The following is a 21,734-nucleotide window of genomic DNA, read 5'->3' as shown; positions in this document are numbered from 1 at the left end:
GTTATTTTATTCGACCGCGATAGCGGCCACAGTTCCATTTTGTGTTTGAAAAATCAGGTTCGATCCAGCCACCAGCGGATTGCCGCTGATCGCGCTGCCATCAAGCGCGGCGCGCGCCAGGAAGACGCCCTCCTCGCGCGACAGGAAGTGGATATAACCCTGGTAGTCGCCGACCGCGACCGCACGGCCGTAGGACAGCGGGGTGGAGAGGCCGCGGAAGGCCAGCTTGTCGTTCTTCCAGACGCTCGTGCCGCTGTCGCGGGCAAAGGCGTGTACCGCGCCCTTGTCGTCGGCGGCGAAAACGAAGCGCTGGTCGACGGCGACGCCCACTTCCGAGGACAGGTCGCGGTTCCAGCGCGGCGAGCCCGAGGCCAGCTCGTAGCAGGCGACGCGCCCCTGGTAGGACACGGCGCAGACGTCGGATTCGAAAATTGCCGGCGCACCACCGATGTCGGTCACGCGCTCCAGTTCGGTGGCGCCGCGCGCCACGCCCACTTCGACTTCCCAGCGCGGCGCGCCGGTGGCGAGCAGGAAGGAGGTCAGTTTGCCGGCCGGCTGGGCGATGATCACGTCCTTGTCGTAGACCACCATGCCCGGCGCGTTGCGCAGGGTCAGCGGCGGCGACGGACGCTGCACGGTCCACTTCTTCTCGCCGGTCTTGGCGTCGAAGCCGACGATGCGGTTGTCGATCGAACGCGCCACGACGACGCCCTGGCCCACGGCCGGCGCCGACAGGATTTCGCTCGACAGCTGGCTCTTCCACAGCGCCTTGCCGTCCATGTCGAAAGCCATCAGCACGCCCTTGGCGCCGCCGACGGCGATCACGTTGCCGTCGGTGCCGACGCCGGCGGTCAGGTTCGTATCGGCCTTGATGCGCCACATGGCGCGCCCGTCAGCGGCCTCGACGCGGGCGATATCGCCGTCGGCGCTGGCCACGATCAGGGTGTTGCCGGCCAGCGCAGGCGAGAACTGGTAGCCCCGGGCCTTGCCGATGTCGAGCTTCCACGCGGTACGCACGGCCATCGTCGCCTTCAGCTCTTCCAGCTTGGCCGGCTCGTTGGTCTTGTCCTTCGAGGAGAACGGGTTGAGCGAACTCAAGGTCGAGCAGCCCGTCATCAGGGCCAGGACACCGACACCAACCAGCTTACGGGTAATACGCATTTTCTTTAGCCTTGTTCTTAGTCTGAAGTAAGTCTGTAAAGGACGCAAAGCCCGCGCCCGCCTTTCCGGCGCGGCGCGGGCTGCCATTCCAGCCTGTTTACGCGGCAGCCCTGGTCTCGGCCGGCGCGGTACCGCCGATCGCTTCGAGCTTGATGCGCACCAGCTGGCTGCCCGGATGCTTCGGGCCCATGGCGGCCAGCGCGGCCACATAGGCGTTGCGCGCGTCGGCGATCTTGTTCTGCGCGACCAGCACGTCGCCCTTGCGGTCCTGCACTTCGGCGGCGAACTGCGGCAGGAACTTACCTTCCAGCAGCTTCATGGCGCCGTCGTAGTTCTTTTCGTCGAGCAGCACGCCGGCCAGGCGCAGCTTTGCGACCGACTGGTATTCGTCGTCGCCGTTGTCGATTACCCACTGCAGCTGGGTCTTGGCAGTCTTCAGGTCCTTCGCCTCGAAGGCGGTCTTGGCCGCGCCCAGGGCGCTCATCTGCGCGTAGGCGGTGCGCTTGAACTTGTCCTGGATGTCGGAAGCGATGCGCTGGGTCTTGGCGTTGTCGTTCGCGGTGACCGCATCGGTCAATTCGTCGTACAGGGCCGAGGCTTCCACCGACTGTTTGCGCACGTGCTGGTTCCAGAAGTTGTAGGCGGCGAAAGAGCCGAGCGCAATGATCAGCACCCAGGTGATCAGGTTGCCGTACTTGGACCAGAAAGCCTTGAAGGAAGCTATCTGTTCTTGTTCTTCGAGGTCGTATGCCATGGTTCGTCTCTTTATCGATGAATCGTAGTCTTGTTATTGATTACGGGTGGTAGTGCACGTGCTCGTGGTCATGGTCATGGCCGCCGATGATGGCGTCGACCACATGGTCGACCACCGCGTCGAAGGGCACGCTCGCCTGCTGCTGCTCGCCTGACTCGCCACGCAGCGACTTCACTGCGGCGACGTTGTTGGCAACCTCGTCTTCGCCGAGGATGACCGCGAAGGCGGCGCCGCTGGCGTCGGCCTTCTTCATCTGGCTCTTGAAGCTGCCGGCGCCAGTTGGCGTTGCGCAATGTAGCACAACATCCAGGCCGGCATCGCGGAATCGTTCGGCCAGGATGAAGGCCTGCACCTGGGCTTCCTCACCCTGGTGCACCATGTAGACGTCGCACTGGCTCGGCTGGGCCGGCTCGCCGAGACCCTTCATCAGCTCGACGATGCGCTCGATGCCCATGGCAAAACCGACGCCTGGCGTGGTCTTGCCGCCGAAGGTTTCGATCAGCGGGTCGTAGCGGCCGCCGGCGCAGATCGTGCCCTGCGAGCCCAGCTCGTCGGTGACCCACTCGAACACGGTGCGGTTGTAGTAATCCAGGCCGCGCACCAGGCGTGGGTTGACGGTGTACTGGACGTTGTTACGGTCGAGCAGTTTCTTCAGGCCGTTGAAATGGGCCAGCGATTCTTCGCCGAGGTAAGCCAGCAACTGGGGAGCGCCATTGACCATCTCTTGCATGGCCGGGTTCTTGGTGTCCAGGATGCGCAGCGGGTTGCTGTGCAAACGGCGCTGGGCTTCGGCGTCCAGCACGTCCATGTGCTGCTCGAAGTAGGCGATCAGGTCGGCGCGGTGGCGGTTGCGCTCTTCGGCGTTGCCAATCGAGTTCAGTTCCAGGCGCACGTTCTGCAGGCCGAGGTCGTCCCACAGGCGGCGGCACAGCATGATCAGTTCGGCATCGATGTCCGGACCGGCAAAACCCACGGCCTCGGCGCCGAACTGGAAGAACTGGCGGTAGCGGCCGCGCTGCGGACGCTCGTGGCGGAACATCGGGCCCTTGTACCACAGGCGCTTCGGGCCTTCGTAGACGAGGTTATGCTCGATCACCGCGCGCACCACGCCGGCCGTGCCTTCCGGGCGCAGGGTCAGCTGGTCGCCGTTCATCGAATCCTCGAAGGAGTACATTTCCTTCTCGACGATGTCGGTCACGGCGCCGATGGCGCGCGCGAACAGGCGGGTTTCCTCGACGATCGGGGTGACGATCTTCTGGTAGCCGTAGCTTTTCAGGATCGTCTCGGCGGTGTTCTCGAACAGCTCCCACAGCGGCGCGTCGGCCGGGAGGATGTCGTTCATGCCCTTGATGGCATTGATTTTTTCTGGTTTGGACATGTTCTTCTGCTTTGCTCTACTGCGGCGATATTCCGCTACGCGTCTGGTTTGGCTTTTGTAGGGTGGGCTCCTGAGCCCACGCGGTACGGCGCTCGATCATTCGATATGGTTCACACGGTACGGTACGCATCGGTACGACCGCGTGGACACAGGTGTCCACCCTACGGTTTTAGCTAACGACTTCGGTCTGTTTGCTGTAGTTCTTCTTCACGTATTCCAGCACGATGTTCTGGAATTCCTCGACGATGCGCTCGCCGCGCAGCGTGGCGACCTTCTGGCCGTCGACGAACACCGGCGCGGCCGGCGATTCGCCGGTGCCCGGCAGGCTGATGCCGATGTTGGCATGCTTCGACTCGCCCGGACCGTTGACGATGCAGCCCATCACGGCCACGTTCATCGCTTCCACGCCCGGATAGGACTTCTTCCACTCCGGCATCTGCTCGCGCAGGAAGGTCTGGATGTTGTCCGCCAATTCCTGGAACACGGTCGAGGTTGTCCGGCCGCAGCCCGGGCAGGCGATCACCATCGGGGTGAACTTGCGCAGGCCCATGGTCTGCAGGATTTCCTGCGATACCACGACCTCTTTCGTCCGGTCGCCGCCCGGCTCCGGCGTCAGGGACACGCGAATGGTGTCGCCGATGCCTTCCTGCAGCAGCACGGACAGGGCGGCGGTCGAGGCGACGATGCCCTTGCTGCCCATGCCTGCCTCGGTCAGGCCCAGGTGCAGCGGGTAGTCGCAGCGGCGCGCCAGTTCGCGGTAGACCGCGATCAGGTCCTGCACCGCCGACACCTTGCACGACAGGATGATCTTGTCCTTCGCCAGGCCGATCTCTTCGGCCTTGACCGCGTTCTCGATCGCCGAGGTGATCAGGGCTTCGTACATCACGGCCTGGGCGCTGTACGGGTTCGCGCGTGCCGCGTTCTCGTCCATGATGCGCGCCAGCAGGCTTTGATCCAGGCTGCCCCAGTTGACGCCGATGCGCACCGGCTTGTCGTACTTCATCGCCACTTCGATCATCTGGGCGAACTGGGAGTCGCGCTTGGCGCCCTGCCCCACGTTGCCGGGATTGATGCGGTACTTCGACAGGGCGGCGGCGCATTCGGGGAAGTCGCGCAGCAGGATGTGGCCGTTGTAATGGAAGTCGCCGACCAGCGGCACATCGATTTCCATGCGGTCGAGCTGCTCGCGGATGGCCGGCACGGCAGCCGCGGCTTCCGGATTGTTAACGGTCAGACGCACCATCTCGGAGCCGGCACGCGCCAGCTCCTTGATCTGGATCGCAGTGCCGATCACGTCGGCGGTGTCGGTGTTGGTCATCGACTGCACCACGACCGGGGCGTCGCCGCCGATCCAGACCTTGCGCGCGCCGTGCTGGACCAGCACGCGGCGGCTGGCGCGGCGCGCCATCGGACCGGAGGGAATTGGCAGGTTGGTTGAAGTCATTCTAGGCTTTCGATTTTTTGCAGGTGCGGGCTTTGTCGGATCGTCACTTGATCGTCACGCGCGCGATCGTCTTGCCCGGCGATTGAGGCAGTTCGATGGCTGCGCCGCGCAGCGTGGCCGAGACCCCCTTCGGATTGCCGACCACCAGGGTCGCAGCGCCCGGCAGATCGAAGGTCTCGGTGCTGCCGGCCTTGACCAGGCGCGAGATCAGCGCCTTGCCGCCTTGCGGACGCACTTCGATCCAGGAGTCTTCGCGCACGTTCAGCACCAGGGTGTTGGCGCCCGCGGCGGGCGCCGCCGGGGTGGCGGTCACGGCCGCGGCCGGCGCATTCGCTGCTGGCGCGGTCGCCGTTGCCGGTGCGTTGGTCGCCGGCGCGGCCGCAGGCCCCTGCCCGGCCGGCGTAACGGCAGCCGGCGGGGCAGCATTCGGGCTGGCCGGCGCCGGCACCGAGATCAGCGGGACGCTCGGGTTATGCGCGGCGTCGTTGCCCGCCGCGCCGGCGTTGTCGGCCGGGACGGTGGTCAAGGGCTCGCCGGCGGCCGGGGCATCGCCGCCCGGCAGTGCGATCAGGCCGAAATTCCAGGCGGCGGCGCCGGCGGCAACCACGACCACGGCGGCGGCAATCCAGCCCAGCGGCAGGCCCGAGCGCTTGCCGTGGGTGGGGAAGCGCGAGTGCGAGAACGAGGTCGGACGTTCGCGGCGCACGGCGGGACCGGTTTCCACGGGTGCCGGCTCGTCCATCTTGATCATCGCCACCAGCGGGGCCGCGTCGAGCTTCAGGATCTTGGCGTAGGCGCGCACGAAGCCGCGCGTCACGGCCGGGCTGGGCAGCGAGGCGTAGTCGCCGGCCTCGATCGCCACCACCTGGCGCACCGCCAGCTTGAGCTGGTCGGCCACCTGCTCGACCGACCAGCCCATCGCTTCGCGCTGGCTTGCCAAGGCCGCGCCCGGATGGGCGTGGTGCTGATGGTTGTCGGGAGTGGCGCTCTGGTCTGCGCGCTCTGAAGTCATTGTCGTCTCACTCATCGAATGCCCCGCGCTCGTACGCCGCGAATTCGGGCGAGCCGGGGAAGCGCCGCCGCAGCTGCGCCAACAGGCTGGCCTCCATCGAGCGATCGCCCAGCTTGCGCTGGACCCGGATGGCCAGCCACAAGGCATCGGCGGACAGGGTGTCGAGCTTCGACACCTCCGTCAGGCGGTGTATGAAAAAACCGGCGCGCTGGTAGTCGCGCCGCTCGTAGTACACCCGCGCCAGGCCGGCGGTCGTGGCCGGCAAGTCGGGGTTGTAACGCAATGCATCGAGCAGGTAGCGCTCGGCCGCGTCGATATTGCGGGTCTTCAGGCTGCACAGCCCGGCGTTCACGAGGGCGCTCACCGGCGTCCTGTAGGCCGGATTCTTCAGCGCGGCCTCGAACTGGCGCAGCGCCTCGGCGGGGCGGTTGGCGCTCTGGCACAGGAAGGACCCATAATTGTTCGCCAGTTCGGGATTGCGCGGCGCCAGGCGCAGCGCGTGCTGGTAATTCTCTTCGGCCAGCGGCAGTTGCCCCATCGCGGTGTAGATCAGCGCGCGCACGCCGTAGGCATCGGCATAGTCGGGATCGGCCGCAATGGCCTTCTTGATTTCGTCGAGGGCGATGTCGTGCTTGCCCTGCTGGTAGTACTCCACCGCCAGTTGCAGGCGGATCGCGGCGCGTTTTTCGGCCACGGTCTGGTCGGACACGGTCTTGAGCTCGCCCGGCGAATCGCCGGGACCGGCGCAGGCGGCCAGCACGGCCAGCACGAGCGCGGCCGCAAGTCGGGTCACCCTGGTCCGACCGTTCCGGTTCAAGAAGGAATCTCCACGATGCGGCCGAAGTCGGCGCCGAATTTCTTCTGGTACTCGGCCATCTTTTCCATGCGCTCGGCCACGCGGGTACGGTCCTTGACCTCGCCGGCCAGCTGGCCGCAGGCGGCGTCGATGTCGTCGCCGCGCGTCTTGCGCACGGTGGTGACGATGCCGGCATTCATGAGCACTTCGGCGAAGGCCTTGATGCGCGGGTTCTTCGAACGGGTCAGGCCCGATTCCGGGAAGGGATTGAACGGAATCAGGTTGAACTTGCAGTTCACGCCGACCACCGGGTCGTTGACCAGGGCGATCAGCTCGCGCGCATGCTCGTCGCTGTCGTTGAAGCCGTCGAGCATGCAGTACTCGAAGGTGATGAAGTCGCGCGGCGCAAATTCCAGGTAGCGCTTGCACGCGGCCATCAGTTCGCGCAACGGATACTTCTTGTTCAGCGGCACCAGGATGTCGCGCAGCGCGTCGTTCGAGGCGTGCAGCGACACGGCCAGCGCCACCGGCACATCCTGCGCCAGCTTGTCGATGTTCGGCACCACGCCCGAGGTCGACAGCGTCACGCGGCGGCGCGACAGGCCGTAGGCGTTATCGTCGAGCATCAGCTTGAGCGCGGTGACGGTCGGCTCGTAGTTCAGCAGCGGCTCGCCCATGCCCATCATGACCACGTTGGTGATCTGGCGTTCGCCCTTCGGACCCGGCTCGATGCCCTTGGTACGGCGCAGTTCGAACTCGGCCATCCACAGCTGGCCGATGATCTCGGCGACCGTGAGGTTGCGGTTGAAGCCCTGCTTGCCGGTCGAGCAGAAACGGCAGTTGACGGCGCAGCCGGCCTGGGTCGAGATGCACAGCGTGCCGCGCGTTTCCTCCGGAATGAACACGGTTTCGACGGCGTTGCCGTTGCCCACGTCGACCAGCCACTTGCGGGTGCCGTCGCTGGACGTATGGTCGCTGATGACGGCGGGGGCCGTGACGGTGGCACGGGTTTTCAGTTTTTCGCGCAGGGACTTGGCCAGGTCGGTCATGTCGTCGAAATCGGCGACACCGAACTGGTGGATCCAGCGTTGCAGCTGCTTTGCGCGGAACGGCTTCTCACCCAATTCGGCGCAGTACGCGACGAGTTGCGCGGGATCGAAGTCCAGCAGGTTAGTGAGAGTCGTCATGGCAAAAATTCCTATATTTCAGCACCCGCTCGCGCCAGCCTGTGGCCGAGCGGGTTACTCATTTCAATTAGTCCGGGGGAAAAGTCACTCCGGGGCGCGCCCGGACTGCGCTCCCCCTGACCAATTAACGCGAGTAGACGTTCAGTGCCGGGAAGAAGTAAGCGATTTCCACGGCAGCGGTTTCGGCAGCGTCCGAACCATGCACGGCGTTGGCGTCGATCGAATCGGCGAAGTCGGCGCGAATGGTGCCGGCGTCGGCCTTCTTCGGGTCGGTTGCACCCATCAGCTCGCGGTTCTTCAGGATGGCGCCTTCGCCTTCCAGCACCTGGATCATGACCGGGCCCGAGATCATGAAGTTGACCAGGTCCTTGAAGAACGGACGGGCAGCGTGCACGGCGTAGAAGCCTTCGGCTTCAGCTTGCGACAGCTGGGTCATGCGGGCGGCAACGATCTTCAGGCCAGCGCCTTCGAAGCGGCTGTAGATTTGGCCGATCACGTTTTTTGCAACTGCGTCTGGTTTGATGATCGACAGGGTGCGTTCGATTGCCATGTAAAAACTCCAATAAAAAGAAAGGTTTAAATCGAGAAGTTGAGAACTCAATCAACCTTTGATTTTACCATACCTCGCCCCATATAGCCGATATTGCGGCGGTAAGCAGCAAAGTGATAGAGTGGCGGCGAAAAAACGCCTGTCACCGTACGGCAACTTGCTTATGAATCACTTAAGACCGGCGCCGCTCCAACTTGCGCATGCTATGCTTGAGTGGACGACTTATATTTACCAACCGGAGGCAACATGAATCCCATCCTGCAAAAGCAACCCGCTTACGACGTGGCCGTAGGCCAGGTCGCGCGCAACAAAGTCCTGCGCAACACCTTCTGGCTGCTCGCGCTGTCGATGCTGCCGACCGTGCTGGGCGCTTTCATCGGCGTTTCGATGCAGTTGCCGATGCTGAGCGGCGGCATGGGCTTCGTCATCTTCCTGGCGATCGCCTTCGGCTTCATGTTCGCGATCGAAAAGACCAAGAATTCGGCGGTCGGCGTGGCCGTGCTGCTGGGCTTTACCTTCTTCATGGGCCTGATGCTCACCCCGCTGCTGCGCCACACCCTGGGCTACAGCAACGGCGGCCAGCTGATCATGACCGCCTTCGGCGGCACCGCCGTCGTGCTGGCCGTGATGGCAAGCATCGCCACCACCAGCAAACGCGATTTCTCGGCCATGGGCAGCTGGCTGTTCGCCGGCGTCATCGTGCTGCTGCTGGCGGGCGTGGCCAACATCTTCCTGCAGATCCCGGCGCTGACCATCGTGTTCTCGGTCCTGGCGATCGGCATCTTCTCGGCCTTCATCCTGTATGACGTGCAGCGCATTGTGAACGGCGGCGAAACCAACTACATCAGCGCCGCCCTCGCGATCTACCTCGACGTCTACAACATCTTCAGCAACCTGCTGGCCCTGCTGGGCTTTGCCGGCGGCGACCGCGACTAAGCGCTCAGCGCATTACAAAAGCCGACCTGTGGGTCGGCTTTTTTATGCTTGCCGGATAAAAGCAGTTTCTGCAGTTACGCGCGTCCAGATTCAGCGTATCATCGGGGTTTCCTCTCGTGCAACAGTGTATGGACGCAACACGCCTCTCCTACAACCTGCTGGCCAGCGACAGCGCCATCCGCGTCGGTTACGCCTCACGCGACTGGTTGAGCAGTCCGGCCGGCCACCCCGACACCTGGGGCCCGGTGCTGCGCAGCTCGGTCAGCATGATCCTCGATTCGCGTTTCCCGATGTTCATCGCCTGGGGACCGGAACTGGCCCTGCTCTACAACCACGCCTACATCGAGCTGCTCGAAGACAAGCATCCGGCCGCGCTGGGCAGCCCGCTGCGCGCGGTGTGGCCGCAACTGTGGGACGGCGTGCAGCCGCTGGTCGAGCAGGCCCTGAGCGGCGTGCCGACCTACGGCGAGGACGTGCCGCGCCTGATCACCCGTAACGGCCAGCCCTTCGAGGGGCGTTTCACCCTGGCCTATTCGCCGCTGCGCGACGAAACCGGCGCGGTAGCCGGTGCGCTGTGCGTGATCAACGAGACCACCGGCCGCGTCGCCTTCGAAAAACGCCAGGCGCTGCAACTGCAGCTGGTCGACCGACTGAACGGCCTGACCGACGCCGACCAGATCACCAAGGTTGCCAACGACATGCTCGGGCACTACCTGGGCGCCTCGCAGATTTTCCATGGAATCAACGACGATACGATCGGCCGCTTCCGCATCCATACACACTGGACGCCGGACGGCCAGGGCACGCTGGTCGGCACCGAGGCCATGCTCGACGATTTCGGCCAGGCAGTCCTGCTCGACCTGCGCGCCGGGCGCCAGCTGGTGATCGACGACGTCGCCGCCGACCCGCGCACCGCCGCGTTCGCGTCCGCCTACGCCAGGCTGGGCATTCGCGCCCTGCTGGTGCAGCCGCACGCGCGCGGCGGGCGCCTGCTGGGGGCCATGAACGTGCTCGACCACGCACCGCGCCGCTGGAGCATGGAAGAGCGCAAGCTGGCCTCCGACATCGCCGAACGGGCCTGGAACGCGATCGAGCGCGCCAACGATGCCCAGGCCCTGCACGCGGCGGTGGCCCGCCAGTCCTCGCTGCTGTCCGTGTTCGAATTCCAGCTGAACCTGGCCGACATGCTGCGCCGCCTCGACAGCGTCGCCGCGATCCTGCGCGAAACCGGCGCCCTGCTCGGGCGCTTCCTGCAGGCCGGTGGCGTCGCCTTCGCCGACTACGATGCCGAGCGCAGGCGCGTCAGCTTCCACGCGCAGCATGGAGACGGAACCCTGGCGCCCGGCGCCAGCTTCCCCGTCGCTGGCGCCGGCGAGGACAACTTCGCCTGCCTGGCGCGCGGCGAACTCTGGGTCGCGAACGACCTGGACCAGGATCCGCGCACGGGCACTGCGCAGGCCTGGCCGGCCTGCGTCGCACCCGGCGTGCGCTCCGCCGTTGCCGCCTCCCTGAGCCGCCAGGGCGCCGTGATGACCTGCCTGTTCGTGCACCACGACGCGCCGCGCGTCTGGAGCGAGGACGAACTGCGGGTCATCGCCGACGTCGCCGAGCGCGCCGGGAGCGCCATCGAGCGGGTGCGCGCCGAGGAAGCGCTGCGCGCCGCCGACCGCCGCAAGGACGAATTTCTCGCCATGCTCGCGCACGAACTGCGCAATCCACTGGCGCCGATCGCGGCGGCGGCCCAGCTGCTCAACATGGGGCAGACGGACGGCGAACGCATTGCGCGCACCAGCGGCATCATCGCCCGCCAGGTGACCCACATGACGGGGCTGATCGACGACCTGCTCGACGTCTCGCGGGTGACGCGCGGCCTGGTCTTGCTCGACAGCGCGCCGGTGGACCTCAAGCGCGTGGTCGCCGACGCCGCCGAACAGGTGCGCCCGCTGATCGAGGCGCGCCGCCACACGCTGGCGCTGCACCTGGCCGCCGAGCCGGCCTGGGTCGACGGCGACCACAAGCGCCTGGTGCAGATACTGGCCAATCTGCTGAACAACGCCGCAAAATATACCCCGGAAGGCGGCCGCCTCGGCCTGGCGCTGACGGTCACCCGGGAGCACGCCGCGATCGCGGTCAGCGACAACGGCAGCGGCATCGCACCCGAACTGCTGCCGACAGTGTTCGAACTGTTCGCGCAGGCCGAGCGCACGCCCGACCGCGCCCAGGGTGGCCTTGGCCTGGGCCTGGCGCTGGTGAAGAGCCTGGCCGAGCTGCATGGCGGCAGCGTGTCCGCCGAAAGCGCCGGCCAGGGTGCCGGGAGCTGCTTCACGGTGCGCCTGCCGCGCCGGGCCGCAGCTGTGGACGGGACGGCCGAGGTCCCGGCCGCGCCCGCGGCTGCCGTGGCGGCCGGCTTCGAGGTGCTGGTGGTGGATGACAACGTCGACGCCGCGACGACGATCGCGATGCTGCTCGAGTCGGCCGGCTACCGCACCACCGTGCTGCACGACCCGGCCGAGGCGCTGCTGCGCGCGCAATCGGGCAGCTTCGGCGCGTGCGTGCTCGACATCGGCCTGCCCGGCATGGACGGGCACGAACTGGCGCGCCGCCTGCGTGCGCTGCCGGGAACCGCGCAGGCCCTGATGCTGGCGGTGACAGGGTATGGACAACGCGAAGCGGCGCCGCACGCCGGCTCGGCCTTCGACCGCTTCCTCGTCAAGCCGGCCGATCCGGCCCAGCTGTTCGCGCTATTGAGCCGGCACGCCGCGGGCATGCCGGGCGCCTGATCCCTGGCCGCCCTCACCCCGCCAGCGCTTCGGCCAGGGTGGCCGGCGAGCAGGGCTTGACGATGTGGACGTCGAATCCCGCCTCCAGCGCCGCGCTGCGCACCGCCGCCGAACTGTAGCCGGTCAGCGCGACCAGGCGCGGACTGGCTTCGCCCAGCACCATGCGCACGCGGCGCGCAAGCTCGAAGCCGTCCAGGCCGGGCAGCCCGATGTCGACCACTGCGACGTCGGGCCGCTGCGCCAGGATCTGGGCCAGGCCCTCGTCGCCGCTGGCGGCCGTGCTTACCGAGCAGCCCCAGGCAGCCAGGATACCGTGCAGGGCCATGCGCGCGTCGGCATTGTCCTCGACTACCAGTATCCGCTGCGGCAGCACCGCACGCGGCGCCGGCGCGGCCTCGTCCGCCTCGCATTCGGATGACGCCGCCTCGCGCAGCGGCAGCTCGACGACGAAACGGCTGCCCCGGCCCATGCCCTCGCTCTCGGCCCAGACGCGCCCGCCATGCAGCCCGACCAGGGCGCGCACCAGGCTCAGGCCGATGCCCAGGCCTCCTCGCGTACGGTCGATGCCGGTGTCGACCTGGACGAAGATGTCGAAGATCGCGCCGAGCCGGTCCGCCGGAATGCCGCGCCCGCTGTCCCGGACCGCGAGGCGCGCCAGGTCGCCGTCCGCGGCCGCGGTCCGCTCCAGGCTGACCTCGACGCTGCCGCCGCTGTCGCTGTACTTCGCAGCATTCGCCAGCAGGTTCACCAGCACCTGCTCGAGCCGGGTGGCGTCACCCACCATGCGGTAGGCTGCCGGCGCGATGCGCGTGAGCAGCACCAGCTCGCGCCGCTCGAACTGGGCGCGCGTGGCGAGCAATGCACTGTCGAGGACGTCGCGCAAATCGAGCGGAGTCTGGTGCAGCTCGACCGCGCCGCGGTCGATGCGCGCCATCTCGAGCAGGTCGTCCACCAGACGGGTCAGGTTGCCGACCTGGCGCCGGCTCAGGGCCAGCAGTTCCTGCTGGCGCGCGGCATCGTTGCCGATCATGCCCCACAGCTGCAGGGCCGACGAGATTGCCGCCAGTGGATTGCGCAGCTCGTGCGCCAGCATGGCCAGGAACTCGTCCTTGCGCTCGCCCTCCTCGCGCGCCCGTGCCGCCTACCCGGCCAGCACCTCGTTGGCGCCGCGCAGTTCGCGGTTGAGCTGGTCGAGCGCCCGGCCGCGCTCGACGATTTCCGCCTCCATCCGCACGTTCTCGGCGCTGAGGCGGGCGCTGACGCTGCGCTGGCGGGCGTGCTCCTCGGTGAGCAGCATGTATTCGGTCACGTTGTCGACCCGGTGCACGATGTAGCTCACCTCTCCATCGGGCCCGAGCACCGGCGCATTCACCGGGCTCCAGTAGCGCAGCTCGAATCCGCCGCCGTGGGCGCCAGGCACATCGTAACGCTGGACCGCCATGACGTCGGACGTTCGTTCGTCCAGCACCCGCCTGAGCGAACGCGCGAGGTTGGCGGTGGAATTCGCATCCGGGGTGTCCGGATTGTCGGGGAAGACCTCGAACAGGGGCCGGCCGAGGATGTCGCCGCGCCGGGTGAGCGTGGCGCGCAAGTATTCGTCGCTGACGGCGACGATGGTGAAACCGGGGTCGGGCCGCAGCACCAGGAAGGCGCCCGGTGCGGCCTCGAACAGCCGCTGAAAATGTTCCGCTGGGATATACGAATTCATCGAGCGCAAGTTATCGGATGGGCAGGACGCCCATCCGACAAGCGTGAAGCAGAGTCAGCGCCCTGTCAACACGCGCCCGATTCAGGCGTCGGGCAACTCGAACACGCCGATCGATTCGACGTGCGAGGTATGCGGGAACATGTTGACCACGCCCGCCTTCTTCATGACATAGCCGGCGCGGTGCACCAGGATGCCGGCGTCGCGCGCCAGCGTCGAGGGGCTGCACGAGACGTAGACGATGCGCTTGGGCAGGAATTCAAGCTTGCCGGATTCGCGCAGCTCGGCCATGGCCAGCGCCAGCGCGATCGCGCCGTCGCGCGGCGGATCGACCAGCATGCGCTCAAAACGTCCCAGCGCGACCAGGTCGTCGGCCGTCACTTCGAACAGGTTGCGCGTGTAGAAGCTGGTTTTCTCCGACAGGCCGTTGGCCCTGGCGTTTTCCAGGGCGCGCGTGGTCAGCACGGTGCTGCCTTCGATGCCGACGACTTCGCGGGCCTGGGTCGCCAGCGGCAGCGTGAAGTTGCCGAGACCGCAGAACAGGTCGGCCACGCGGTCTTGCGGCTGCACTTCCAGCAGGGTCAGCGCCTTGTGCACCAGGGCGCGATTGATCTGGTGATTCACCTGGGTGAAGTCGGTCGGCTTGAAGGGCATGCGCACGCCGAACTCGGGCAGCGTGTAGTACAGCTCCCTGTCGAGCGGGTAGAACGGGTAGACGGTGTCCGGACCCTTCGGCTGCAGCCACCACTGGATGCCCCATTCGTCGGCAAAGGCCTTGACCAGTTCCTCGTCCTTGGCGGTCAGCGGCGCCATGATGCGCAGCACCAGGGCGGTGGTTTCCTCACCGACCGCCACTTCGATCTGCGGCATCTGGTTGTAGATCGACAGCGAACCGACCAGCTCGCGCAGCGGCATCAGCATGCCGCCCAGGTGCGGCGGCAGGATGTGGCAGTAGCGGATGTCGGCCACGTAGGACGAGGCGCGCTCGTGGAAGCCCACCAGCACCGTGCCCTTCTTCTCGACGTGGCGCACCGACAGGCGCGCGCGGTAGCGGTAGCCCCAGGTCGGGCCGTACATCGGGCGCATGATGTTTTCCGCCTTCACCTTCGACAGGTGCCAGAGGTTGTCTTCCAGCGTGCGCTGCTTGATCGCGACCTGGGCGCTCGGCTCAAGGTGCTGCATCGAGCAGCCGCCGCAATAGCCGAAATGCTCGCAGCGCGGCTCGACACGCATCGAGGAAGCGCGCTGCAGGGTGACCATGCGGCCCGATTCCCAGTTCTTCTTCTTGCGCTTGACCTCGTAGCTGACGCGCTCGCCCGGCAGTGCATCCTCGACGAAAATCACCTTGCCCGGGGTGCCGTCCTCGTTCTCGAGGTGGCCGACGCCGCGCGCATCCGCGTCCAGCGACTTAATTTCGATAAAAGTTTCTTGCATTGAGATAAGACGTAACGCAAATCGGAGAGAGAACGTAGGGTGGGCACTCCGTGCCCACGCGGAACGATGAATATTGGCGGCGGGTCAAACGAGCGGACCGTTAGCTTCGGACTCGGCCAGCGGCAGCAACAATGGTCACAACCACATCAGGCCAAAAAACCCGCCGCATCATAGCAAGGAATCGCGCACGACGCCACGGGCGGCCATGGCCCGCTTGAGCTTGACGAGCGCTTCCTGCTGGATCTGGCGCACGCGCTCACGCGTCACGCCCATTTCCTCGGCCAGGGTTTCGAGGGTGGCCGGGTCGTCGTTGTCGAGGCCGAAGCGGCGCATCACGACCACCCGCTGCTTCTCCGGCAGGCGGGTCAGCCAGTCGCGCACGAGGAGCGTCATCTCGTGCTGCTCGGCGCGCGCGTCCGGGCTGTCGTCGGCCTCGCCGGGCAGCATGTCCATCAGGCTCGAGCCGGGATCGTTGTCGAGCGGAGCGTCGAGCGAGGCGGCGTGCTCGGACAGCGCCAGGATGTCCTGCACCTCCTCGACCGGACGGCCGACCAGGCTGGCGATATCCTCGGCGCTGGCATCCTTGCCGTCGTGATGCTGGGCCTCGAGGTGGTACTTGGCGCGCAGCACGGCGTTCAGTTCGCGCACCATGTGCACCGGCAGGCGCACGGTGCGCGCCTGGTTCATGATGGCGCGCTCGATGCTCTGGCGGATCCACCAGGTGGCGTAGGTCGAAAAGCGGAAACCGCGCTCGGGCTCGAACTTGTCGATGGCGCGCATCAGGCCGATGTTGCCCTCCTCGATCAGGTCGAGCAGCACCACGCCGCGGTTGATGTAGTGCTTGGCGATCGAGACCACGAGGCGCAGGTTATGCTCGATCATTTTCTGGCGCGCGGCGAAGTCGCCGGCCTTGGCCAGGGTCGCGTAATGCGTTTCCTGCTGGGCCGAGAGCAGGGGCCGGGTGCCGATCTGGTTCAGGTAGTGCTGGGTGGTATCGGTGGAAAGCTCGGCCGCCAGCACTGTCTTGAGCTCGTCGACGCTGTCGGTCTCGGCACCGCCGGGCAGCAGGGCCGCGCTCTCGTCACCGTCGGCCGCCGCGTCGGCGGACGCGCTGCCGCAGGGCGCGCCGTCGCCCTCCAGCTCGTCAGGCAGATCGTCCGAAGCGTCGTGATCCCGGGAGTGCGGCGGCAGCGTCATTGGCCCTCTCTAGCGGCTGGGCAGGAACCTCGCCGGATCGACTGGCTTGCCCTGCTGGCGAATCTCAAAGTGCAGCTTCACCGTATCGGCGTCGGAATCGCCCATCTCGGCGATCACCTGGCCCTTGGTCACGTTGTCGCCTTCCTTCACGACAATGGCGCGATTATGGGCATATGCCGACAGCAAGCTGTTGCTGTGTTTGACGATGACGAGGTTACCATAACCCCGGATGCCACTACCAGCGTACATTACTTTGCCGGCGCCGGCAGCCATCACCTGCTGGCCGGCGCGGCCGGCGATATCGATGCCCTTGTTCTTGCCTTCGTCGAAGGTGGCGATGATGCGCCCGTCCGACGGCCACATCCAGCTCAGTTTCTCGTCGTCGGTGGCGGTGACCGTGGCGCCCACGCGCGAACCGGCGGGTACGGCCGCGGCGCTGGCGCTGACGACGGTCTCGGCCTTCTCGCCACGCTGGCTTTCCGCGACATTCTCCTCGCTGTAGGGCTTCTTGTCGGCGCGCGGCGTGGTCTTGCGCGGCGCCGAGGGCGGCATCGGCACCGGCTGGGTGACGACATTGTTGCCGGCGACCTTCTCGCCCGGCGGGTCGACGCGCAGTACCTGGCCGACCTTGATGTCGTCCGGGTCGGCCAGGTTGTTCCAGGCGACGAGGTCGCGGTAGCTCTGGCCATGGTCGAGCGCGATGCGCAGCAGCGTGTCGCCGCGGCGGACGGTGTAGGTGCCGCGGGCATCCGGACGCGGCGCCTCGGCGCGCGGCGGCGCCGGACGGGTCGTGACCGTGGAAATCGGGCGCTCGATCACAGGAGTCTTGCGGGTAGCGGTGTTACAGCCGGCCAGCACGGCAAGCAAAAGGGTGAGCAGGACTAAACGGGGTGATTGTTTCATTCTTTTCTAATACCTATTACAGACTGGCAGCGCTCAGACGGTGCCGGGGCGCAAGGGGACGAAATGGCAGGCTTCCAGCGTCTCGCTGGTCCATTCGGACTTGCCGATGCGGGTAATCCGCTGCAAATGCTGCACCTGGCCGCCAACCGGGGCCACCAGGCGCGCGCCGACGGCGAGCTGCTCGAGCAGTGCGCGAGGCACTTCCAGGCCGGCAGCCGCCAGGATGATCCCGTCGAAGGGGGCGACCTGCGCGAGCCCGAGCATACCATCTCCGTAGTGCAAACGCAGATTGGAAATACGCAAGGGCCGCAGATTGGCCTTGGCCAGCTCGTGCAGGGGCTTGATGCGCTCGATGGAGTAGACCTCCCTCGCCACGCGCGCCAGCACGGCCGCCTGGTAGCCGCAACCGGTGCCGATCTCGAGCACGCGGCCAAGCGTGGCGCCGTTGGAAGACTTTCCGTCGCGCATCGCCTCAATCATACGCGCAACAATATAGGGCTGGGAAATAGTTTGATTGTGCCCGATTGGCAGCGAGGCGTCGATATACGCCTGGCTCGAGAGCGCCGGCTCGATGAACAGGTGGCGCGGCACGGCTTCGAGCGCCGCCAGCACGGCCCCGTCCTTGACACCCTGCCCGGCGACCCGCGCCACCATCGCGCGCCGGATCGCCTCGGTCGCCATCAGGTCCGAGCGCTGGGTGGCCGGCGCCGCCTGCGCGGACGGCGGCGCGTAACCCGGCGGCTTCGGTCCGGGCTGCGGCGGCCGGAGCGGCTGTGCGTGCACGCCGACGGCGCGCGCCGCGTTCTGGGTGGCGGTCTGCGGCGTGGCGACCGGCGCCGGCGTCCCGGGTTTGCGCGGACTCCCGGTCACGGAGGACAAGGGCAAGGGAAAGCTTTTCCCTTCCGGCTTGCCGGACCGGTCGCTCATGCCAACCCCTGCGCCAGCAGCTCGAGCTGCGGCCTGTGCGTCAGGTCGATCTGCAGCGGCGTGATCGAGATCCGGCCCTGCGAGGTGGCGTGGAAGTCGGTGCCTTCGCCGGCATCGCGGCAGGCGCCGGGGGCGCCGATCCAGAAGATTTCGCGCCCGCGCGGGTCCTGCGAGCGGATCACCGGCTCGGCCTGGTGACGGCGTCCGAGCCGGGTCGGCGTCAGGGGCCCGAGCTCCTCGTACGGCAGGTTCGGGATGTTCACATTCAGCAGGAAGGGTGAAGGCAGCATCTCGAAGCGGCGCAGGACGATGTCGCGTGCGGCCCTCGCTGCGGAATCGATATGGGCCCAGCCAGAATGAACCTGGGAAAAAGCGATCGCCGGGATGCCAAACAGGAAAGCTTCGGTGGCGGCGGCGACGGTACCCGAGTACAAGGTGTCGTCGCCCATGTTCTGGCCGTTGTTGATGCCCGAGACCACCAGGTCCGGCGGTGCTTCCTGCATGCCCGTCAGCGCGATGTGGACGCAGTCGGTAGGCGTACCGTTGACAAAATAGAAACCATTGGCCGCCTTGGTGACGGACAGTGGACGGTCGAGCGAAAGCGAGTTGGACGCGCCGGAACGATTGCTGTCCGGCGCGACAACGATGATTTCGGCCACCGCCGCAAGGGCGTCGGCCAGGGCGTTAATACCAGGGGCGAGGTAGCCGTCGTCGTTACTGATAAGAATTCGCATCACGCGATTTTACCTGAAGCAACGGCCGCGTCACGCGCCCACGGCACATAATTTCTGGCCTGCGGGCGGGAGCGCCGTTGCCTCCGTGCGACGCTCGGGGTAAGTTTGCCACCCCGGCAATGTCGCTAACGCAACGCCAGCGGCCGCCCTCCCGCCGCCTCGATCAAGGCGCCCTCGAGCAGGGCGACCTCGTCTTCGGTGACGGCCAACAGGGCGTCCTTGTCGCCGTCTTCGAGGTAGACCTGCTTGATCATCGCCACCCCGCGCCGGCGCAGCGGCTGGGCAACGGTCGGGCGCAGGATGGTTTCACGCAGGCTGTCGGCCAGCGCCCGTGCTTCGCGTGTACGCCCGCTGTCGATCAGTTTTTGCAATTGCGTCAACTTGTGGTCCAGCATATCGTGCAGCGGCTGGTGCACGCCGTCGCGCGCGCCGCGCGCAGGCCCGCCGTACTGCCCGCCGCCGGAAGCAGCGCCCTGCGCCATGCCGCCGGACCTGGGGTGGGCGCCCGGCGCCGCGGGGCCCGGCCCGGTCGCCTGCGCGCTGGCGAAGCCGGAGAAACCGGGACCGGCGCCGTCTCCAGAGGCTGGCCCCGGCCCGGCTGTGCGCGGCGTGGCCAGGGCCGCCGCGGCGCGCGACGTGGCAACGCCCGACGCAGTAGCGCCGGACCCATCCTGCAGTCCGGCCGACATCGCGCGGATGTTCAGCAGGCGGCTGCTGCCCTCCTCCACGCTTTCCTCGAGCCGGCGCGCGGCCTGGCTGTGCCCCTGGCTCGACAGGGTCTTGGCAAGCATCTGCTTGCTGCGCAGGGTTTCGTGGTCGTCCATGCCGCGCAGGCGTTCGTGCAGGCTGACCACGTGCTGCTGCAGGCGGCGCGCCTCCTCGAGTTCGCCCTGTTCGGACAGCGTCGAGGCCAGGCGCAGCAGGATGCTCAGGGTGTCGGGATGCTCGGAGCCGAGGCGCCGTTCGCGCGCGGTCGCGAGCGAGCGCTGCATGTCGCGCACGGCGGCAAGGTCGCCCTGGGCGGCAAAGATCTCGGCCAGCGCCTCGCGCGCCTGCAGGGTGGTGGCGGCGTCGGCACCCGACTGGCGCTCGCGCACCCGCACCACCAGCTCCTGCAGCTTGCGGGCATTGCCGAGGTCTCCCATGTCGCGCAGCAGCGCCGCCAGCAGCTGGGTGCAGCGCAGCGTGTCCTCGTGTTCGGTGCCGAGGATGCGCTGGCGCCCCTCGAGCACGCGTTCGTAGACCATGCGCGCACGCGAGTACTCGCCCTGGCGCGCCAGGGTACGCGCCTGCCCGGCCAGGGCGTCGAGCGTGACGATATGGCCCGGGCCATACAGGCGCTCGCAGGCCTCGACCACCTGCTCGTGCAGCGCCAGCGCGCGCGCGAACTCGTCGAGCCCTGCCAGCGTGGCGGCCAGCCCGGAGCGCGCGGCCAGGGTCTCGGCGTGGTCTTCGCCCGCGTCCTGCGCGCAGTGCTCGACCAGCAGTTCGTATTGGGCGCGCGCCTCGCGCAGCCGGCCGCTCTCGCGCAGCAGCACGGCCAGCGCCGAACGGCTGGCGCGGGTATCGGGATGGGTGTCGCCGAGCAGGCGCTGGCGCAGCGCGGTACTCTCCTCGAAGCATTCCTGCGCCTGCGCGGCGCGGCCCTGCTGGCGGTGCAGTTCGCCCAGGCGCAGCAGCTCGCGCGCCAGCGGCGCGGCGTTCGGGTCGGGTGCGCTGCCGCCCAGCAGGCCGCCGCCCGTGCTGCGCTCGCCGGCGGCCAGCGCAGCACGAGCGGCGGCGACCGCGTCGAGCAGCTCGAGCTCGGCGCGCGACTGCCAGGGGAAGCGCCCCTGGGCCACCCAGCCCAGCAGGGTGGCGACCCCGCGCGCGCTCGAATAGCGGTCTGCGTCGCGCTGGACCGTGCCGGCGAAGGGGTCGAGCGGCGCGCCGGTCGCCTGCAGCTGCACCTCGTCGAAATAGCTGTCGAGGGAGAGCTGGGACAGGCCGTAGCAGTTGCGCAGCAATTGCTCGAGCACAGGCTGGTAGCCCTGGACGCCGCGCTGCGGGTCGCCGCGCCGCCACAGGGCGCGGCGCTCGGCGTCGGCGCCGTCGACGCAGGGCACCGGATACACCAGCAGCGGGCGCTGCTCGTCCTCATGGCTGCAGCGGTATTCGACGGCGCGGGTGACGACGCCGGCCAGCCCGTCGAGGCTGCGTCCGCCGGGCGTGAACAGGCCGACCAGGCGGTCGGGCAGCAACGTGGTGCACACGCTCACCGCCGCCGAGCGGCCGCCGCGCGCGTCGACGAGGACGTGGCGGAAGTGGCGCGCCAGCTGGGCGGCGAAGGCCCGGTACAGCGCCGGGCAGGCGGCGAACAGGCCGTCCCAGTCCATGCGGTCGGCGCGCTCGCCATAGCTGTCGTCGAAGCGGCCGGCGCGCATCAGGTAGAGCGAGCGGCTCTGGTCGACGCGTTCGACATAGGCTTCCCAGTCGATGGCCTCGAGCACCAGCCGGGCGCGCTCCTCGGGGTCGAGGTCGGCACCGGCGCGCCCCAGCGACTGCAGCTGCTCGCGGCAGGCCTCGAAGTATTCAAGCAGGCCGGGACGGGCGCCGCCGCCCGGACGCATGTTCTCGAAGCGCTCGTCCTGGGTCGGGAAACAATGGTGCAGGCCAGGCGCCTCGGTGTCCCAGTCGATCATCAGTACCGGCACCGTCGCATTCTGGCCTCCCGCCAGCAGCACGGCCGCATGGGCCAGCGCGACGCTGCGCGCGGTGCCGCTCTCGAACGAATAGAAGGTCGTTACTTCGCCGGGCCTGGGGATCGGCGGAAGCGTTATGCGGTTGATTTCCATGT

General features: G+C 67.4%; 18 protein-coding genes. 2 read left to right on the top strand and 16 right to left on the bottom strand.

Translation table 11 applies throughout. From position 1 onward, the window contains the following. Positions 1-6 precede the first annotated feature (6 nt). The 8 genes from bamB to ndk form a co-directional block, all read right to left on the bottom strand. On the bottom strand, positions 7-1,161 hold the full coding sequence (gene bamB, locus ACSUZJ_RS08230) for an outer membrane protein assembly factor BamB (RefSeq protein ID WP_499415036.1): 1,155 nt from the start codon (positions 1,159-1,161) through the stop codon (positions 7-9). Between the two features lie 97 nt (positions 1,162-1,258). Further along, positions 1,259-1,915, bottom strand: coding sequence for a YfgM family protein (locus ACSUZJ_RS08225; RefSeq protein ID WP_499415034.1), 657 nt, complete (start codon positions 1,913-1,915; stop codon positions 1,259-1,261). 40 nt (positions 1,916-1,955) lie between these two features. Beyond that, positions 1,956-3,293, bottom strand: a complete 1,338-nt coding sequence (gene hisS / locus ACSUZJ_RS08220) for a histidine--tRNA ligase (protein ID WP_499415033.1) — start codon at positions 3,291-3,293, stop codon at positions 1,956-1,958. A 169-nt stretch (positions 3,294-3,462) separates the two neighbouring features. Beyond that, the gene (gene ispG, locus ACSUZJ_RS08215) at positions 3,463-4,737 is read right to left on the bottom strand and encodes a flavodoxin-dependent (E)-4-hydroxy-3-methylbut-2-enyl-diphosphate synthase (protein WP_499415031.1); all 1,275 of its coding nucleotides are present in this window, start codon (positions 4,735-4,737) and stop codon (positions 3,463-3,465) included. A gap of 43 nt (positions 4,738-4,780) precedes the next feature. Continuing rightward, on the bottom strand, positions 4,781-5,749 hold the full coding sequence (locus tag ACSUZJ_RS08210) for a helix-turn-helix domain-containing protein (protein ID WP_499415030.1): 969 nt from the start codon (positions 5,747-5,749) through the stop codon (positions 4,781-4,783). A gap of 7 nt (positions 5,750-5,756) precedes the next feature. Beyond that, on the bottom strand, positions 5,757-6,542 hold the full coding sequence (gene pilW, locus ACSUZJ_RS08205; protein ID WP_499415029.1) for a type IV pilus biogenesis/stability protein PilW: 786 nt from the start codon (positions 6,540-6,542) through the stop codon (positions 5,757-5,759). 20 nt (positions 6,543-6,562) lie between these two features. Next, positions 6,563-7,732, bottom strand: a complete 1,170-nt coding sequence (gene rlmN, locus ACSUZJ_RS08200; RefSeq protein WP_499415027.1) for a dual-specificity RNA methyltransferase RlmN — start codon at positions 7,730-7,732, stop codon at positions 6,563-6,565. Between the two features lie 124 nt (positions 7,733-7,856). Beyond that, positions 7,857-8,282: a nucleoside-diphosphate kinase gene (gene ndk, locus ACSUZJ_RS08195; protein ID WP_379680692.1), complete on the bottom strand. Its 426-nt coding sequence runs from the start codon at positions 8,280-8,282 to the stop codon at positions 7,857-7,859. Between the two features lie 246 nt (positions 8,283-8,528). On the opposite strand from ndk, the gene ACSUZJ_RS08190 reads away from it, so the two are divergent. Continuing rightward, the gene (locus ACSUZJ_RS08190) at positions 8,529-9,218 is read left to right on the top strand and encodes a Bax inhibitor-1/YccA family protein (protein ID WP_499415025.1); all 690 of its coding nucleotides are present in this window, start codon (positions 8,529-8,531) and stop codon (positions 9,216-9,218) included. Positions 9,219-9,346: 128 nt separating this feature from the next. Then, positions 9,347-11,998, top strand: coding sequence for a hybrid sensor histidine kinase/response regulator (locus tag ACSUZJ_RS08185; RefSeq protein WP_499415024.1), 2,652 nt, complete (start codon positions 9,347-9,349; stop codon positions 11,996-11,998). A 13-nt stretch (positions 11,999-12,011) separates the two neighbouring features. Here ACSUZJ_RS08185 and ACSUZJ_RS08180 read toward each other — a convergent pair whose 3' ends face one another. The 8 genes from ACSUZJ_RS08180 to ACSUZJ_RS08145 all read right to left on the bottom strand — a co-directional run bounded on the left by ACSUZJ_RS08180 (position 12,012) and on the right by ACSUZJ_RS08145 (position 21,732). Continuing rightward, positions 12,012-13,097 (bottom strand): hybrid sensor histidine kinase/response regulator, encoded by a 1,086-nt coding sequence (locus tag ACSUZJ_RS08180; protein ID WP_499416477.1) that lies wholly within the window; start codon positions 13,095-13,097, stop codon positions 12,012-12,014. Between the two features lie 42 nt (positions 13,098-13,139). Further along, positions 13,140-13,706: a PAS domain-containing protein gene (locus ACSUZJ_RS08175; protein ID WP_499415022.1), complete on the bottom strand. Its 567-nt coding sequence runs from the start codon at positions 13,704-13,706 to the stop codon at positions 13,140-13,142. 81 nt (positions 13,707-13,787) lie between these two features. Then, the gene (rlmD, locus tag ACSUZJ_RS08170; protein ID WP_499415021.1) at positions 13,788-15,137 is read right to left on the bottom strand and encodes a 23S rRNA (uracil(1939)-C(5))-methyltransferase RlmD; all 1,350 of its coding nucleotides are present in this window, start codon (positions 15,135-15,137) and stop codon (positions 13,788-13,790) included. A 168-nt stretch (positions 15,138-15,305) separates the two neighbouring features. After that, positions 15,306-16,334: an RNA polymerase sigma factor RpoS gene (gene rpoS / locus ACSUZJ_RS08165; RefSeq protein ID WP_499415020.1), complete on the bottom strand. Its 1,029-nt coding sequence runs from the start codon at positions 16,332-16,334 to the stop codon at positions 15,306-15,308. Positions 16,335-16,343: 9 nt separating this feature from the next. After that, positions 16,344-17,237, bottom strand: coding sequence for a peptidoglycan DD-metalloendopeptidase family protein (locus ACSUZJ_RS08160; protein ID WP_499415019.1), 894 nt, complete (start codon positions 17,235-17,237; stop codon positions 16,344-16,346). Positions 17,238-17,270: 33 nt separating this feature from the next. Next, positions 17,271-18,164 (bottom strand): protein-L-isoaspartate(D-aspartate) O-methyltransferase, encoded by an 894-nt coding sequence (locus ACSUZJ_RS08155; RefSeq protein WP_499415017.1) that lies wholly within the window; start codon positions 18,162-18,164, stop codon positions 17,271-17,273. Beyond that, a complete protein-coding gene (gene surE, locus ACSUZJ_RS08150) occupies positions 18,161-18,898 on the bottom strand; it encodes a 5'/3'-nucleotidase SurE (protein WP_499416475.1) in 738 nt (245 codons plus the stop codon). The genes ACSUZJ_RS08155 and surE overlap by 4 nt, the downstream gene beginning before the upstream one ends. A gap of 125 nt (positions 18,899-19,023) precedes the next feature. Next, positions 19,024-21,732 carry a tetratricopeptide repeat protein gene (locus tag ACSUZJ_RS08145; RefSeq protein ID WP_499415016.1) on the bottom strand — a complete coding sequence of 903 codons (2,709 nt, stop codon included), beginning with the start codon at positions 21,730-21,732 and terminating at the stop codon, positions 19,024-19,026. Positions 21,733-21,734 lie beyond the last annotated feature (2 nt).

The organism is Telluria sp. B2, assembly GCF_051789535.1.
GTDB lineage: Bacteria > Pseudomonadota > Gammaproteobacteria > Burkholderiales > Burkholderiaceae_D > Telluria.
This window is presented reverse-complemented; position numbering and strand designations above follow the sequence as displayed.

Coding starts and splice junctions, on each gene's coding strand:
- bamB (WP_499415036.1), bottom strand. CDS start 1,161: ATGCGTATTACCCGTAAGCTGGTTGGTGTCGGTGTCCTGGCCCTGATG.
- ACSUZJ_RS08225 (WP_499415034.1), bottom strand. CDS start 1,915: ATGGCATACGACCTCGAAGAACAAGAACAGATAGCTTCCTTCAAGGCT.
- hisS (WP_499415033.1), bottom strand. CDS start 3,293: ATGTCCAAACCAGAAAAAATCAATGCCATCAAGGGCATGAACGACATC.
- ispG (WP_499415031.1), bottom strand. CDS start 4,737: ATGACTTCAACCAACCTGCCAATTCCCTCCGGTCCGATGGCGCGCCGC.
- ACSUZJ_RS08210 (WP_499415030.1), bottom strand. CDS start 5,749: ATGACTTCAGAGCGCGCAGACCAGAGCGCCACTCCCGACAACCATCAG.
- rlmN (WP_499415027.1), bottom strand. CDS start 7,732: ATGACGACTCTCACTAACCTGCTGGACTTCGATCCCGCGCAACTCGTC.
- ndk (WP_379680692.1), bottom strand. CDS start 8,282: ATGGCAATCGAACGCACCCTGTCGATCATCAAACCAGACGCAGTTGCA.
- ACSUZJ_RS08190 (WP_499415025.1), top strand. CDS start 8,529: ATGAATCCCATCCTGCAAAAGCAACCCGCTTACGACGTGGCCGTAGGC.
- ACSUZJ_RS08185 (WP_499415024.1), top strand. CDS start 9,347: ATGGACGCAACACGCCTCTCCTACAACCTGCTGGCCAGCGACAGCGCC.
- ACSUZJ_RS08175 (WP_499415022.1), bottom strand. CDS start 13,706: ATGAATTCGTATATCCCAGCGGAACATTTTCAGCGGCTGTTCGAGGCC.
- rlmD (WP_499415021.1), bottom strand. CDS start 15,137: ATGCAAGAAACTTTTATCGAAATTAAGTCGCTGGACGCGGATGCGCGC.
- rpoS (WP_499415020.1), bottom strand. CDS start 16,334: ATGACGCTGCCGCCGCACTCCCGGGATCACGACGCTTCGGACGATCTG.
- ACSUZJ_RS08160 (WP_499415019.1), bottom strand. CDS start 17,237: ATGAAACAATCACCCCGTTTAGTCCTGCTCACCCTTTTGCTTGCCGTG.
- ACSUZJ_RS08155 (WP_499415017.1), bottom strand. CDS start 18,164: ATGAGCGACCGGTCCGGCAAGCCGGAAGGGAAAAGCTTTCCCTTGCCC.
- surE (WP_499416475.1), bottom strand. CDS start 18,898: ATGCGAATTCTTATCAGTAACGACGACGGCTACCTCGCCCCTGGTATT.
- ACSUZJ_RS08145 (WP_499415016.1), bottom strand. CDS start 21,732: ATGGAAATCAACCGCATAACGCTTCCGCCGATCCCCAGGCCCGGCGAA.